The 14,793-nt window shown below is 58.2% G+C and carries 15 protein-coding genes and 1 pseudogene; 10 read left to right on the top strand and 6 right to left on the bottom strand.

All coding sequences use genetic code 11. The features are described 5' to 3' along the window. Positions 1-16: 16 nt before the first annotated feature. Together dsdA and dsdX are read right to left on the bottom strand one after the other, a co-directional pair. A complete protein-coding gene (gene dsdA, locus G6Q29_RS16475; protein WP_165466459.1) occupies positions 17-1,303 on the bottom strand; it encodes a D-serine ammonia-lyase in 1,287 nt (428 codons plus the stop codon). A 17-nt stretch (positions 1,304-1,320) separates the two neighbouring features. Continuing rightward, complete coding sequence (gene dsdX, locus G6Q29_RS16470) at positions 1,321-2,658, bottom strand: D-serine transporter DsdX (RefSeq protein ID WP_165466458.1); 1,338 nt, start codon at positions 2,656-2,658, stop codon at positions 1,321-1,323. A 204-nt stretch (positions 2,659-2,862) separates the two neighbouring features. Between dsdX and dsdC the strand changes: the two genes are divergently transcribed. Both dsdC and G6Q29_RS16460 read left to right on the top strand, forming a co-directional pair. Beyond that, on the top strand, positions 2,863-3,789 hold the full coding sequence (dsdC, locus tag G6Q29_RS16465) for a DNA-binding transcriptional regulator DsdC (RefSeq protein ID WP_165466457.1): 927 nt from the start codon (positions 2,863-2,865) through the stop codon (positions 3,787-3,789). Positions 3,790-3,873: 84 nt separating this feature from the next. Continuing rightward, positions 3,874-4,959: pseudogene (locus tag G6Q29_RS16460) on the top strand (cellulase family glycosylhydrolase); the annotation flags it as partial. On the opposite strand, the gene emrD reads toward G6Q29_RS16460, so the two are convergent. The 4 genes from emrD to tisB all read right to left on the bottom strand — a co-directional run bounded on the left by emrD (position 4,865) and on the right by tisB (position 7,721). Next, positions 4,865-6,049 carry a multidrug efflux MFS transporter EmrD gene (gene emrD, locus G6Q29_RS16455; protein WP_165466456.1) on the bottom strand — a complete coding sequence of 395 codons (1,185 nt, stop codon included), beginning with the start codon at positions 6,047-6,049 and terminating at the stop codon, positions 4,865-4,867. The pseudogene G6Q29_RS16460 and the gene emrD sit on opposite strands and share 95 nt — an antisense overlap. A 175-nt stretch (positions 6,050-6,224) precedes the next feature. After that, positions 6,225-7,058, bottom strand: coding sequence for an EamA family transporter (locus tag G6Q29_RS16450; RefSeq protein ID WP_165466455.1), 834 nt, complete (start codon positions 7,056-7,058; stop codon positions 6,225-6,227). A gap of 62 nt (positions 7,059-7,120) precedes the next feature. Continuing rightward, positions 7,121-7,567, bottom strand: a complete 447-nt coding sequence (locus G6Q29_RS16445) for a GNAT family N-acetyltransferase (RefSeq protein ID WP_144427615.1) — start codon at positions 7,565-7,567, stop codon at positions 7,121-7,123. Between the two features lie 64 nt (positions 7,568-7,631). Continuing rightward, positions 7,632-7,721 (bottom strand): type I toxin-antitoxin system toxin TisB, encoded by a 90-nt coding sequence (gene tisB / locus G6Q29_RS16440; protein ID WP_165466454.1) that lies wholly within the window; start codon positions 7,719-7,721, stop codon positions 7,632-7,634. Between the two features lie 487 nt (positions 7,722-8,208). On the opposite strand from tisB, the gene G6Q29_RS16435 reads away from it, so the two are divergent. The 8 genes from G6Q29_RS16435 (at position 8,209) to G6Q29_RS16400 (ending at position 14,763) form a co-directional block, all read left to right on the top strand. Beyond that, positions 8,209-8,523, top strand: coding sequence for a type II toxin-antitoxin system HigB family toxin (locus G6Q29_RS16435; RefSeq protein WP_165466453.1), 315 nt, complete (start codon positions 8,209-8,211; stop codon positions 8,521-8,523). After that, a complete protein-coding gene (locus G6Q29_RS16430; protein ID WP_165466452.1) occupies positions 8,520-8,939 on the top strand; it encodes a helix-turn-helix domain-containing protein in 420 nt (139 codons plus the stop codon). The genes G6Q29_RS16435 and G6Q29_RS16430 overlap by 4 nt, the downstream gene beginning before the upstream one ends. A 147-nt stretch (positions 8,940-9,086) precedes the next feature. Next, positions 9,087-9,185 carry an ilvB operon leader peptide IvbL gene (ivbL, locus tag G6Q29_RS16425; protein WP_057979964.1) on the top strand — a complete coding sequence of 33 codons (99 nt, stop codon included), beginning with the start codon at positions 9,087-9,089 and terminating at the stop codon, positions 9,183-9,185. A gap of 107 nt (positions 9,186-9,292) precedes the next feature. Then, positions 9,293-10,981, top strand: a complete 1,689-nt coding sequence (gene ilvB / locus G6Q29_RS16420) for an acetolactate synthase large subunit (RefSeq protein WP_165466451.1) — start codon at positions 9,293-9,295, stop codon at positions 10,979-10,981. A gap of 3 nt (positions 10,982-10,984) precedes the next feature. After that, positions 10,985-11,272: an acetolactate synthase small subunit gene (gene ilvN, locus G6Q29_RS16415; protein ID WP_006808802.1), complete on the top strand. Its 288-nt coding sequence runs from the start codon at positions 10,985-10,987 to the stop codon at positions 11,270-11,272. 83 nt (positions 11,273-11,355) lie between these two features. After that, positions 11,356-11,949 (top strand): transcriptional regulator UhpA, encoded by a 594-nt coding sequence (gene uhpA, locus G6Q29_RS16410; protein WP_165466450.1) that lies wholly within the window; start codon positions 11,356-11,358, stop codon positions 11,947-11,949. Further along, complete coding sequence (uhpB, locus tag G6Q29_RS16405) at positions 11,946-13,451, top strand: signal transduction histidine-protein kinase/phosphatase UhpB (protein ID WP_165466449.1); 1,506 nt, start codon at positions 11,946-11,948, stop codon at positions 13,449-13,451. Before uhpA ends, uhpB begins: the two co-directional genes overlap by 4 nt. Further along, positions 13,444-14,763: an MFS transporter gene (locus G6Q29_RS16400; protein WP_165466448.1), complete on the top strand. Its 1,320-nt coding sequence runs from the start codon at positions 13,444-13,446 to the stop codon at positions 14,761-14,763. The genes uhpB and G6Q29_RS16400 overlap by 8 nt, the downstream gene beginning before the upstream one ends. Positions 14,764-14,793: the final 30 nt, after the last annotated feature.

The following is a 14,793-nucleotide window of genomic DNA, read 5'->3' as shown; positions in this document are numbered from 1 at the left end:
CTTACCGGGCCTGTGATTAACGGCCTTTTGCTAAATACTTCGCCATCTCGTCTTCCGGCACCATGCCGCCGCCGGTCGCCCAGACCAGGTGCGTGGTGTTGGCATTCGCCTTCACGCGCAGCGGCCCGGCCATCCCCGCCAGCGCCGACGGCTCCAGGCGAATCCCTTCCTCCTGCGCCAGCCAGCCGAGCATGTCGTACATGCTTTGGTCGGAAAGGGTATAGAACCCGTTAAGCAGACGCTCCATCGCGCGGCCCACGAAGCCGGACGCGCGACCTACCGCCAGACCGTCTGCTGCCGTTACGTTGTCGATACCCAGATCCTGTACAGCGATTTCATCGTGCAGTCCGGTGTAGACACCCAGCAGCATGCACGGCGAGTGCGTTGGCTCCGCGAAGTAGCAGTGCACGCTATCGCCAAAGGCCAGCTTCAGGCCAAACGCCACGCCGCCAGGCCCGCCGCCGACGCCGCACGGCAGATAGACATTAAGGGGATGATCGGCATCCACCACGCGCCCCTGCGCGGCAAACTGCGCTTTCAGGCGTTCACCTGCAACCGCATAGCCCAGGAACAGCGTGCGGGAGTTTTCATCGTCAATAAAGAAACAGTTCGGATCGCTTTCCGCCGCTTTGCGTCCCTGCTCCACCGCCACGCCGTAATCCTGCTCATATTCCACGACGATCACGCCGTGGCTGCGCAGTTTGGCTTTCTTCCACTCGCGGGCGTCGGCTGACATATGCACCGTGACCTTAAAGCCGATGCGTGCGCTCATCATGCCAATGGACATCCCCAGGTTGCCGGTTGAGCCCACCGCGATGCTGTACTGGCTGAAGAAAGCTTTAAAGCGCGGCTCCAGAAGAATGCTGTAGTCGTCGTCGATGCTCAGCAACCCGGCTTCCAGCGCCAGTTTTTCCGCATGGGCCAGCACCTCATAGATGCCGCCGCGGGCTTTAATTGAGCCGGAGATCGGCAGATGACTGTCTTTTTTCAGCAGCAGCGTACCGGGAATTGACTGAGCAGATTCTTTCTCCAGCCGTGCCTGCATCGACGGAATGGCGACCAGTTCGGATTCGATAATCCCGCCCGTTGCCGCCGTTTCCGGGAAGGCTTTCGCCAGATACGGCGCGAAGCGTTTCAGGCGAGCGTGCGCGTCGTCCACGTCGGCTTTGGTCAGCCCGACATACGGCAACCCTTCCGCCAGCGTGGTGGCGCGCGGGTTGAGCCAGGTGGTTTCTTTCAGGGCAATCAGATCCTCAACCAGAGGAAACTGTGCGGTTAAAGTAGTGATAGTTGCGTTTTCCATAATACGTCTCTTCGCGCTCAGATAATGAAAGAAAGCAGGAATGTGCCGCCAAGTGCAAGCACCGAGGCGATAAACGTCGCCGTCGTATAGTATTTGAAGGTCTCATTCAGGGTCGCGCCACAGTACTGCTTCACCAGCCAGAAGAGTGAATCTGTCACGATCGTGCAGCCAATGGCGCCGGAACCGATGGCAATAGTGATGATCTCCGGGCTTACGTTCGGGTAGAGCGGCAGCATCGGCGCGACTATCGCCGTGGCCCCCATCATCGCGACCGTGGCGGAGCCTACGGCGGCATGCAGCACCAGCGCCACCAGCCAGGCGAGCAGGACAGGATGCATGTGCAGGTTCGAGAGAATATGTGCCAGTGAGTCCGCCAGTCCGCTGGTTTTGAGGATGGCATTAAACGCGCCGCCCGCACCGATAATCAGCAAAATGTTGGCGATTGAACCGAAGCCGTGCTCCGTATGGGTCAGCATTGCGCCCATGCCCATATGCTGGCGGATCCCCAGCAGGTAGTAGGCGACAAATACGGCGATAAACATCGCGGTGATGGGGTTGCCGATAAACTCCAGCAGGGTATACAGCGAGCCTTCTTTTGCCATGTTCAGCTCGGCAATGGTTTTCACCAGCATCAGGGCAATCGGCAGCAGCACGGTGAACAGCGTGGCGCCCAGCGACGGCAGAGTGTGCTCTTCCCGCACCTTGAGGTCCGAAAATTCCGCCGGAACCGGCTTAAAGGGCAGACGATCGCCGAGCAGCTTCAGGAACAGCGGGCCACCTACCAGAGACGCCATCAGGCCCACCATCAGACCGTAGACGATCACCGCCCCGACGTCTGCCCCTAATTTATTGGTCACAAACAGCGCGGCCGGATGCGGAGGCACCACGCAGTGGACCGCCATCAGCGCGGTACAGAGCGGAATGGCCAGCCTGAGCAGCGACGTGTTGGTCTTTTTGGCGATGGAAAACGCCAGCGGGATCAGCAGTACCACGCCCACTTCCACAAACAGCGTAATGCCGCAGATAAGGCCGACCAGGACCATAATCACGTCCGCCGACAGCCAGCGGCAGCGCTGCAACGTAATTCCGATGCGCTCAGCCGCGCCGGAGACTTCCATCATTTTGCCGAGAATAGTGCCAAGACCAATCACCGCTGCCAGAAAGCCCAGCGTACCGCCAATCCCGCTCTCAATGGCATTCACCATATTCAGCGGGCTCATCCCCATCATCGCGCCGACGAAAAAGCTCGCCAGCAGCAGCGCGAGGAACGGGTGAAACTTCAGCTTAACGATGGTTAAAACAATCAACACAATGCTGACCAGCAGCGTTGCCACAACCCAGACCTGAGATCCCATATCTCACCTCACCCTTATGTCATCTGGGGGTATTGGACGAAAAAACGGCATGGGCTGACAAACGATATAAATTGGCGTTCAGATGAGCCAGATTGGATCAATTGAGTGACTGAACTCTAAAAAGCGCACTTATTTTGCCGTTGGTTCACATAAATTCATGCTTGAGCGGTATGCTGAGCGCAGATATAACGCGCGAGAATTGTGATGACCGATGCGAATGAAGCAAGAAACCGGCTGTTAAACGGCTGGCAGCTGTCGAAAATGTACACCTTTGAAGTGGCGGCCCGGCATGAGTCTTTCGCTCTGGCGGCGGCGGAGCTGTCGCTCAGCCCCAGCGCGGTGAGCCACCGCATCAACCTGCTGGAAGAGGAGCTGGGCATTCAGCTGTTTGTCCGCTCACACCGCAAAGTCGAGCTGACGCAGGAAGGGAAGCGGGTTTACTGGACGCTGAAATCGTCCCTCGATACCCTGAATCAGGAGATTCTGGATATCAAAAACCAGGCGCTGTCCGGTACGCTAACGGTGTACTCCCGGCCGTCGATCGCCCAGTGCTGGCTGGTGCCGATGCTGGGGGATTTTACCCGCCGCTACCCGTCGATTTCACTCACCATTCTGACCGGCAATGAGTACGTTAACATGCAGCGAACCGGCATCGATCTTGCGCTCTATTTCGACGATACGCCGCCAAACCACCTTTCTCACCACTTTTTGATGGACGAAGAGATTTTGCCCGTCTGCTCGCCGGCGTATGCCCGTGAGCATGAACTGCTGAAAAACCCCCATAACCTCAGCCACTGCACGCTACTGCACGACCGTCAGGCCTGGAGCAATGATTCCGGTACGGACGAGTGGCTGAGCTGGGCGCAGCATTTCGCGGTGGATATGCCGTCATCATCAGGTATTGGCTTCGATCGTTCTGATTTAGCCATTATCGCGGCCATTAATAACGTGGGGGTGGCGATGGGGAGAAAGCGGCTGGTGCAAAAACGACTCGAACGGGGGGAGTTGATTACCCCTTTTGATGGCAAAACCCTCAGGTGCCATCAGCATTATTACGTCTCAACGCTTCCCGGCCGTCAGTGGCCGAAAATTGACGCCTTTATCGGCTGGCTAAGAGCGCTGGCGGGCTGAAGAATTATTACGCTTTCGCGCTACGCCAAATGTGAAAAAGCGTGCTAAATACAGGTAATGCTTTTGATTTATCCAGGGTAAACCGTGTTGAAGCCTCTCATAGCTACCGCGTTACTGATCTCTTCCGGCTGGACCATTGCCTCTGAACCGCCGCTGACGGCTGCCCGTTATGCGCAGATGCTGGGTGTCGGAATGGATGTAGACTGGGCCCGCACCGAGCGCGGTATCCGCGAATTCGATCCGCTGGTGGTCCGTGATTTCCAGGTGAAAGGCATACGTCATGTCCGTATTCGGGTGGCGGGCGAACCGACGGAAGCGCGACTGATTCACCTGCGTAAGCTGGTGGAGGCCTGCGAGCAATACGGCGTCATTCCCATCATCGCTTATCAGGCCGATGAATATAAAAACGACCCGAAAGCGGATACCGAAAAAGAGGTGATCAACTGGTGGATTGCCGTGGCGCACTATTTTGGTCAGCGCTCGCCGTTGCTGGGCTTTGACCTGATCTACGAACCGGCGGACAAGCTTAACCACAACGTTACTTCGCTCAACCGGGTGTATGAGAAAGCGATCAAGGACATTCATGCCATTGATGCCAGCCGCATGATTTTTATCGCCCCTCGTCTGCGCGCTGCGCCGGAGGATTTATCCAGCCTGAAGCTGCCCGCGCACAGCCAGAATTACCTGCTGGCGGAGTGGCATATTTTCCCCTGGGGTCCGCTGAAAACGAACGGCAAATACCCGTGGACGTCCGGAACCGCGGCTGAAAAAGCGGCTATCCGTAACCGAATCAACGCCGCGCTGCACTGGCAACAAAAAACCGGGCACGTCAGCTGGGTTGGGGGCTGGGGCGTGGGGGAGTCAAACCACCTCACGCCAACCGCTTCGCAAATGGCCTTCGCCACCTTTATGGCCTGCGAGCTGCAAAAGGCGAAAATTCCGTATGCGCTTAACGCGGATTTCCAGTTTTATGACGGGGAAGAGGGGGCGTGGCGGCCTGCGCCAGAACGGCTATTGCAGGCGATGATTGCGCCCGGATGTGAAAAGCCCGGCGAGAAACCGGGCCATCATGCGGTTAGACAGGCTGTTCGTGATGCGGGACACGCGACGCCAGCGGCAGCCAGCACAGCAAAATCAGCAGCCCCATTAGCGTCATCAGCAGGCCCAAACTCGCCTGCCCGGTCTGCGGCATCATAGCCGAAAGCCAGGCCAGCGCGCCGGAACCGATGTTTTGCAAACCGCCCACCAGCGCGCCTGCCGTGCCTGCGAGGAACGGGAACGGCTCCATCGCGCCGCTGGTGGCGAGGGGAAACAGCATGCCCGCGCCAAAGAAGAACAGCGCTGCCGGGATGAGCAACGTCCAGACCGACATCACGTCAAACAGCCCCGGGATCCACATCATCAGCCCCGCCAGCAGACAGCTGATCACCGACTGCCACATCAGCGTGGAGAAGCGTTTGTTCGGACGTCCGGCGAACCATGCGCCGAAGAACGCCGCCGGGATCGGCAGAATAAACAGAATACTCACCACCATGCTGCTCAGGCCAAGGCCTGCGCCCAGCAGCACGCCGGAACAGGCTTCAAACACCGCAATGCCCGCCAGGCCGCCGATCAGCATCAACAGATAACAGGTAAACGCCCCATTACCAAACAGCGTTTTGTAGCTGGCGATGAGCTTCGTGCGCGGCGCGTCTTTTGGGCGGGTTTCCGGCATCCAGCGCGCCATGCTGAAGGTGACAATGATGCACAGCACCAGCAGGAAGGCGTAGCAGGCGCGCCAGGACCAGACGGTGTCCAGCAGGCCGCCAATCAGCGGGGCCAGCAGCGGACTGACCAGAATACCCATATTTAACAGACTGTTGGCGTGGCGAAGCTGTGTGCCCTGGTACATATCACGCGGCAGGGTACGCGCCATGACCCCGCCGACGCCGGTGCCCACACCCTGGAGGGCGCTGGCGGCAATCAGGACGGTCAGGCTATGCGTGGTAATGGCAATCACCGTCGCCACCATGAAAATGCTCATGCCTACCAGTATGACCGGACGACGCCCGACGCGATCGGACAGGGGGCCATAAACCAGCTGTGAAACGCCATAGGTCAGCAGGTAGGCAGCCATCACGCTCTGTACCGCACCTTCGCGGACGCTCAGATCTTTTGCCATATCGGCTATCGCCGGTATGTAGATGGTTTGCGCCATCTGCCCGACGGCCACCAGTAACACCAGCATCAACAATAAGTTCACGTTCCGTTGTTTTTTCATGTCGCTGAATACTTTTGCCAAAAGAGATAAATAAAGAATAAGTGACTACGCATTCCCGTAAATGCGCGAGGAATCTACCACAGAGAGATGACAATTTAAGCATTACTGTGATGAATGACAGAAGACGTGAAGGCAGGATTTGTAAACAATATCGGCAACTAATGTTGCCAGTGAATTACGCCAGGCGTAGCAGGACCGCACCGGCAGCAATACCCAGTGCCGCCGCGATGCGCAGGCCGGCAACCTTCTCTTTTAAAAGCACAAATGCGATTAACGCCCCGAACAGAATAGAGGTTTCACGCAGTGCGGCGACCACTGCCAGCGGCGCCTGGGTCATCGCCCAGAGCGCCAGACCGTAAGATCCCATCGTCCCGACGCCGCCGAGCAGCCCTTTTTTCCAGTGCAGGCGCAGGTAGCTGGACGCTTCGCGACGCCGCGCCACCATCGCCCAGCTCAGCAGGCAAAAACCGTTCATAAAGAAGGTCCACAGCGTGTAGCCCAGCGCGGTGTCTGAGAGCCGCACCCCGGTGCCGTCCACCAGCGTATACCCGGCGATAAAACAGGCGTTCAGCAGCGCCAGCCAGATCCCTTTTCGTGACTGCATGCGCCCGTTCATCGCCATCGCCAGAATCGACAGGCAGATCACCCCGATGCCGGACCAGGCGAGCCAGGAGAGACGATCGCCGAGCGCCAGGACGCTGATCAGCGCCACCAGCAGCGGGGCGGTGCCGCGCATAAGGGGGTAGGTCTGGCTCATGTCGGAGACCTGATAGGTTTTTGCCACCAGTACCGTATACACCACCTGTAACGCACAGGAGACGAACAAATATGGCCAGCTTGCGGCAGTCGGCTGGGGAGAGAAGGGCAGTAAAATCAGGGCAATAAGTGCGGCTGAACCGCTAACGCCTATCGCCGAGTAGAGCTTATCCGTTCCGGCTTTAACGATGGCGTTCCAGCTGGCATGCAGCAGTGCGGCGAACAGTAAAATGCAGAAAACGGTGATGGTCATGGCGTATCGGTTGGCGAAATGTCATCAAACTGTAACATTCACCCGTCGATGCTGCCAGCCGCTTACACTGCGCAAAAAAGGCGGTGCGTTACCCGGGGCTCGTCTGACACCAGGCTGAAGCCCGCCCGATGATAAAATCCGTACGCGGTTTCGGGCGCATGAGTATTGAGAAAATCAAACCAGATGCTGGCATCCGCCATCACCACGGTCAAAAGCTGTTTACCAATGCCCTGCCCACGGCACTTTTCGCTGACGTAGAGATGACGAATACGTCCGGCGCGCGGCTGCTGGCTGAACGGATCGCGGTTGAGGCCGCAGACGCCCACCAGCCTGCCGTTAAGAAACGCCCCCAGCAGTTTTTCGCCCGGCGCGTTAAAGCGGTTTTCACCCCGCTGCCAGTTCTCTTCCAGCCTGCGCAGCATATTGAAATTCAACGCGATACTCTCCGCCTTCAGGGCGATATACCCGGGTTCATCGGGCGTGACAGGCTCAATTAACAGACGCGACATAGCATTCCCTCGTTATTAAAGAGGGGCGGTTGCCCGCCCCTCTCAGGTGCGACTTGAACCTGAATCACCTAACGTATTTCAGGACAGCATCAAGCAGTTGCAATAGAGCAACAATGAGTTTGAGGATAAGTATGACCATATCCACGACGCTCATACGCGTCTCCTTTTGGTTAAAAGGAGCACGATGCTGGCGTACCTTTCCGCCGCCTGTGGCCAGCACCTGGATTGACGTAACACAGTGTGCTCACTTCAGGGGTTAAGGCACTGACGGCACCACCCGTTTCAGCCAGGACTTCGTTGCGCCGGTAAACTGCGGCCCCCTCGCTCACTGCGAACACCCTCAGTATAGATAAATACTGTATGCATGAACAGTATTTTATGGACAAAATTTGGAAGGCGATCCATACTCAAAAACGTCAAAATCCGTGCCGGAATTGCGCGTTCATCTTCGATCGCGTATACTTTTCGCGTTGACGTAACACAGTGTGTTCTGCGGCAACCAACCGCAAAACCCTGATAAAAACCTCGCTACGGCGGGGTTTTTTGTTTTCAGACGTTAGACGGCACAACGAGGTTTGTTGACACATTGGCAATGCATGATATTGTTGCCATAATGGCAACGGACGCAGCAGGCATGCACTTTGCATTTAATCTCTATGAAGGCAATTTATGATGCGGTAATACAGTTTCCGCAGCACAAGGAAGAGCTCCTGTTTTTAGGTCGCACTATCGAAAAGATCCATTGCCCGACACCTGCTGCGCTGAAAAAATTGTTTCCGACGCTGGATAACTTTAAGTATCTGGATAAGCATTATGTGATTGATATTGCAAATAACAATCTCAGAGTAGTGGCTCTCATATTCTTTGAAAGCCAAAAGTTCTATGTGCGCCATGTTTTTACTCATAAGGAATATGACCGTTTCACGGAGAAACAACGCACTAAGGGGAAGAAATGATGATCGTCGCTGATGCATTAAAAGCAACGCATGCCCTTGTCGCGGCTGTGCCTTTACTGGGTGAACATCCGAACGAGAAAGATTACCAGAATGCACTTGAGCTGGTTGAGTATCTGCTCATGAATGAACCCGGTAGTCCTTTGCTTGATATCGTATGTGCAAGAATAAGTCGCTATGAAGCGAACCGACCCGAGATTGTCACCTTACGTCAGGAGATGGAATCAGTTCCGGTGGGGATTGCGGTATTAAGAACCCTTATGGATCAGTACAAACTGACCATTTCGGATTTTCAGGATGAAATTGGCAGTAAATCGATGGTTTCACGAGTTCTGAATGGTCAGAGACAGCTTACTCTGAACCATATTAAAAAGCTGGCGGCCAGATTTGGGGTATCACCTGCGCTGTTCATTGAGTGAGTAAAAACCGACTTTTTGAGTGAAGCTACCCAACAAAAGAAACGTGATCCCTGACGCATTTTTGCGCAGATGAAAATATTTCCATTGTCACATCCGAAAACCTGTGTTTGTATAAATTCATTCAATGAATCCAAACACAGGTCCCCAATGACTTCATCCATCTTCACGTCGACCCTACTAAAAACTGCGCAACCTGCCGCAGTGGTCGTCGTGCGTGTGGTGGTGGTCGTCGGCAATGCGCCGTAGGGACTGGATCAACACACGAATCCAAAACCCCGCCGGCGCAAACCGGGCGGGGTTTTTCGTTTAAGAGCCTTCCCCGGAAAGTCGGCCCAGAAGAAAAGGACTGGAGCATGGCAAGTTCGGGCACAACATCCACAAAGACGCGTTTTACAGGCGCGCAGCTGATCGTTCATTTGCTGGAACGGCAGGGCATCACCACGGTTGCGGGCATCCCGGGTGGAACCGTGCTGCCGCTGTATGATGCGTTAAGCCAAAGCACACAGATCCGCCACGTGCTGGCGCGCCACGAGCAGGGCGCGGGCTTTATCGCGCAGGGCATGGCGCGAACCCAGGGCAAACCGGCGGTCTGTATGGCCTGTAGCGGGCCGGGCGCCACTAATCTGGTGACCGCCATCGCCGACGCGCGCCTCGACTCCATTCCGCTGATCTGCATTACCGGCCAGGTGCCGTCTTCGATGATCGGTACCGATGCGTTCCAGGAAGTGGATACCTACGGCATCTCTATCCCCATCACCAAACATAACTATTTAGTTCGCGATATCAGCGAGCTTCCTCAGGTGATCAGCGATGCGTTTCGCATTGCGCAGTCTGGCCGTCCAGGCCCGGTGTGGATAGACATTCCTAAGGATGTCCAGACCGCAGAGATCGAGATCGATGTCCTGCCCGAACCGGGCGACCGTGCCCCCGCGCCGGAATTCAGCGCTGAGAGCGTGCGCAACGCCGCCGCCATGATTAACGCGGCGAAACGCCCGGTACTCTATCTGGGCGGCGGGGCAATTAACGCCGCGGATGAAATTCGTCAGTTCGCAGAAAAAGCCAGCCTGCCCACCACTATGACGCTGATGGCGCTGGGCATGCTGCCCAAAGCGCACCCATTGTCTTTAGGGATGCTGGGCATGCACGGCGCGCGCAGTACCAACTACATCCTGCAAGAGGCGGATTTGCTGATTGTGATGGGCGCTCGTTTTGATGACCGGGCGATTGGCAAAACGGAGCAGTTCTGCCCGAACGCCAAAATCATCCACGTAGATATTGACCGCGCCGAGCTGGGTAAAATCAAGCAACCACACGTGGCGATTCAGGGCGACGTGGCTGAAGTGCTCGCGCAGCTGATCCCGCAGACGGACGCAGCCGACCGCGCCGACTGGCGTCAGCTGGTAACCGATCTGCAACGCGAGTTCCCTGGCGCCATCCCAACCGAAGGCGACCCGCTGAGCCACTATGGTCTTATCAACGCCGTTGCCGCCTGCGTGGACGACAGTGCGATTATCACCACCGACGTCGGCCAGCATCAGATGTGGACCTCCCAGGCGTATCCGCTGAATCGTCCTCGCCAGTGGCTGACCTCCGGCGGCCTCGGCACCATGGGCTTCGGCCTGCCCGCAGCCGTGGGCGCAGCGCTGGCGAATCCTGACCGCAAAGTAATCTGCTTCTCCGGTGACGGCAGCCTGATGATGAATATTCAGGAGATGGCCACCGCGGCCGAAAACCAGTTAGACGTTAAAATCATTCTGATGAACAACGAGGCGCTGGGTCTGGTACACCAGCAGCAGAGTCTGTTCTACAAGCAGGGCGTGTTTGCGGCGACCTATCCGGGGATGATTAACTTTATGCAGATTGCCGCCGGTTTTGGCCTGCATACCTGCGATCTGAACGCCGAAGAGGATGCCCATGCGGCGTTGCAGGACGCGATTTCGCGTCCGGGCCCGGCGTTGATCCACGTGCGTATCGACCCTGAACAAAAAGTGTATCCGATGGTGCCGCCGGGTGCGGCAAATACTGAGATGGTGGGGGAATAAACCATGCAGAAACAACATGAAAACGTCATTCTGGAACTCACCGTCCGCAACCATCCTGGCGTCATGACCCACGTCTGCGGGCTGTTTGCCCGCCGGGCGTTTAACGTGGAAGGCATTCTCTGTCTGCCGATTCAGGGCAGCGAGCACAGCCGCATCTGGCTACTGGTCAACGATGACCAGCGTCTGGAGCAGATGATGGCGCAGATCGACAAGCTGGAAGATGTCACCAAAGTGGCGCGCAACCAGTCCGATCCCACCATGTTTAACAAAATTGCGGTGTTTTTCGAGTAGATCGCTTAAGGTAAGCGTCTTTCGCTCTTGTAGGCCGGATAAGCGCAGCGCCATCCGGCGTTTTTAGACCGCAGGATCAAACCATGACCACCATCGCGCTTATCGACGACCACCTTATCGTCCGCTCCGGCTTTGCCCAGCTTCTCAACCTCGAACCCGATTTTCAGGTCGTGGCCGAGTTTGGCTCCGGTCGTGAAGCGCTGGTGGGCCTGCCGGGGCGCGGAGTGCAGGTCTGTATCTGCGATATCTCGATGCCGGATCTCTCCGGTCTGGAGCTGTTAAGCCAGCTGCCGAAAGGGATGGCGACGATCATGCTCTCGGTCCACGACAGCCCGGCGCTGGTCGAGCAGGCGCTCAACGCTGGCGCGCGCGGGTTCCTCTCAAAACGCTGTAGCCCGGACGAACTGATCGCCGCCGTGCGCACCGTCTCCACCGGCGGCTGCTATTTAACGCCGGATATCGCCATCAAGCTGGCGGCCGGACGTCAGGATCCGCTCACCAAACGCGAGCGCCAGGTGGCAGAGAAACTTGCCCAGGGCATGTCCGTGAAAGAGATTGCCGTAGAGCTGGGGCTGTCGCCAAAGACCGTTCACGTTCATCGCGCCAACCTGATGGAAAAGCTCAACGTCAGTAACGATGTCGAGCTGGCGCGCCGTATGTTTGACGGCTGGCAATGAACTCCCTGTTTTCGCGGCTGATCGCTGTCGTCGCCAGCTTTTTTATCTTCTCCGCCGCGTGGTTCTGCCTGTGGAGTATCAGCCTGCATCTGGTGGAACGTCCGGAGCTGGCGGTGCTGCTGTTTCCCTTTGGCCTGCGGCTGGGGCTGATGCTGCAATGCCCGCGCGGCTACTGGCCGGTACTGCTGGGCGCAGAGTGGCTGATGCTGATCTGGCTGGCGCAGGAAGTGGCGCTGACGCATCTGCCTTTATTGATGACCGGAAGCGTACTCACGCTTATCCCGGTCGCCCTGATTTCCCGCTACCGTCACCAGCGCGACTGGCGCACGCTGCTGCGTCAGGGAGCGGCGCTGATTGCCGCCGCGCTGTTGCAGTCCCTGCCGTGGGTGGGTGAAAAGGAGGGGCTCAACGCCCTGCTGCTGACGCTCACCGGCGGCCTGACGCTGGCCCCGACCTGCCTGGTTTTCTGGCATTACCTTACAAGCACCGTCTGGCAGCCGCTCGGCCCGGCGCTGGTTTCCCAACCGGTGAACTGGCGCGCCCGGCACCTCATCTGGTATCTGCTGCTGTTTGTGGTGAGCCTGTGGCTCCAGCTCGGCCTGCCCGCAGAGCTTTCACGCTTCACGCCGTTTTGTCTGGCGCTGCCGATCATCGCCCTTGCCTGGCACTACGGCTGGCAGGGCGCATTGATCGCCACGCTGATGAACGCCATCGCGCTGATTGCCAGCCAGACCTGGCACGATCATCCGGTGGACCTGCTGCTTTCCCTGCTGGCTCAAAGCCTGACCGGGCTGCTGCTCGGCGCGGGTATACAGCGCCTGCGCGAGCTCAACCAGTCTCTGCAAGCCGAACTGGCGCGCAACCGCCGTCTGGCGGAGCGTCTGCTGGAGACGGAAGAGAGCGTGCGGCAGGAGGTGGCGCGTGAGCTGCACGACGATATCGGCCAGACCATCACCGCTATCCGCACTCAGGCGGGCATTGTTCAGCGTCTGGCAGCGGAAAACGCGGGCGTGAAGCAGGGCGGGGCGCATATCGAACAGCTTTCGCTGGGGGTCTATGATTCCGTTCGTCGCCTGTTAGGGCGACTGCGCCCGCGTCAGCTTGACGACCTGTCGCTTGAACAGGCGATACGCTCCCTGATGCGCGAGATGGAGCTGGAAAGCCGTGGCATTGTCAGCCATCTCGACTGGCGCATTAACGAACCTGCGCTGAGCGAAGGCCAGCGCGTGACGCTGTTCCGCGTCTGCCAGGAAGGGCTGAACAACATCGTCAAACACGCCAGCGCCAGCGCGGTGACGATCCAGGGCTGGCAGCAGGACGAGCGCCTGATGCTGGTGATTGAAGACGACGGCTGCGGCCTGCCGCCGGGCTCCGGCCAGCAGGGGTTTGGCCTGGCGGGCATGCGCGAGCGCGTAAAGGCGCTGGGCGGCACGCTGACGATCTCCTGCACCCACGGGACGCGCGTCAGCGTCAGTTTGCCGTTAAGGACGCACCATGTTTAAAACCCCCGCCAGCGCCGCCCCGCTAAGCAACAAAGCGGAAATCGATGCCCGCTACCGTTACTGGCGTCGCCATATCCTGATGACCATCTGGCTCGGCTACGCGCTGTTCTACTTTACCCGCAAAAGCTTCAACGCCGCCGCGCCGGAAATTCTCGCCAGCGGCGTGATGACGCGCACCGATATCGGCCTGCTGGCGACGCTGTTTTACATCACCTACGGCCTGTCGAAGTTCTTCTCCGGCATCGTCAGCGATCGCTCCAACGCGCGCTATTTTATGGGCGTTGGGCTGATTGCCACCGGCGTGGTGAATATTCTGTTTGGCTTTTCCACCTCGCTGTGGGCTTTTGCCCTGCTGTGGGCGCTGAACGCCTTTTTCCAGGGCTGGGGCGCGCCGGTCTGCGCCCGCCTGCTCACTGCCTGGTATTCGCGCAACGAGCGCGGCGGCTGGTGGGCCGTCTGGAACACCGCGCATAACGTCGGCGGGGCGCTGATCCCGATGGTGGTGGGTGCCGCGGCGCTGCACTATGGCTGGCGCGCGGGGATGATGATTGCCGGTGGCCTCGCAATTGTCGCCGGACTGTTCCTCTGCTGGCGTCTGCGCGACAGGCCGCAAACCGTTGGCCTGCCTGCGGTGGGCGACTGGCGGCGCGACGAGATGGAGATTGCCCAGCAGCAGGAAGGCGCGGGGCTGACCCGCAAAGAAATTCTCACCAAATACGTGCTGAAAAACCCTTACATCTGGCTGCTGTCGCTCTGCTACGTGCTGGTATATGTGGTGCGCGCAGCCATTAACGACTGGGGCAATCTGTACATGTCAGAGAAGCTCGGGGTGGATCTGGTCACCGCCAACTCGGCGGTGACGATGTTCGAACTGGGCGGATTTATCGGTGCGCTGGTGGCGGGCTGGGGCTCGGATAAGCTGTTTAACGGCAACCGCGGCCCGATGAACCTGATTTTCGCTGCCGGGATATTGCTCTCCGTCGGTTCGCTGTGGCTGATGCCGTTCGCCAGCTACGTGATGCAGGCGGCCTGCTTCTTCACCATCGGCTTCTTCGTGTTTGGCCCGCAGATGCTGATCGGCATGGCCGCGGCGGAGTGTTCGCACAAAGAGGCGGCGGGTGCGGCGACGGGGTTTGTCGGGCTGTTTGCCTATCTTGGCGCATCGCTCTCCGGCTGGCCGCTGGCGCGGGTGATCGACATCTGGCACTGGAGCGGTTTCTTCGCGGCGATCGCCATCGCTGCGGGGATCTCCGCGCTGCTGCTGCTGCCGTTTTTGCATGCGCAGGCTCCGCGTGAAGCCAGCGTGATGTGATGCGCCTCACCTTTTCACCCTGAGTGGCGC

Origin of the sequence: Enterobacter cloacae, from assembly GCF_011078175.1 — a bacterium.
Classification (GTDB): domain Bacteria; phylum Pseudomonadota; class Gammaproteobacteria; order Enterobacterales; family Enterobacteriaceae; genus Enterobacter; species Enterobacter cloacae_Q.
The sequence above is the reverse complement of the archived record's forward strand: the minus strand, read 5'-3'. Positions and strand labels throughout refer to the sequence as shown.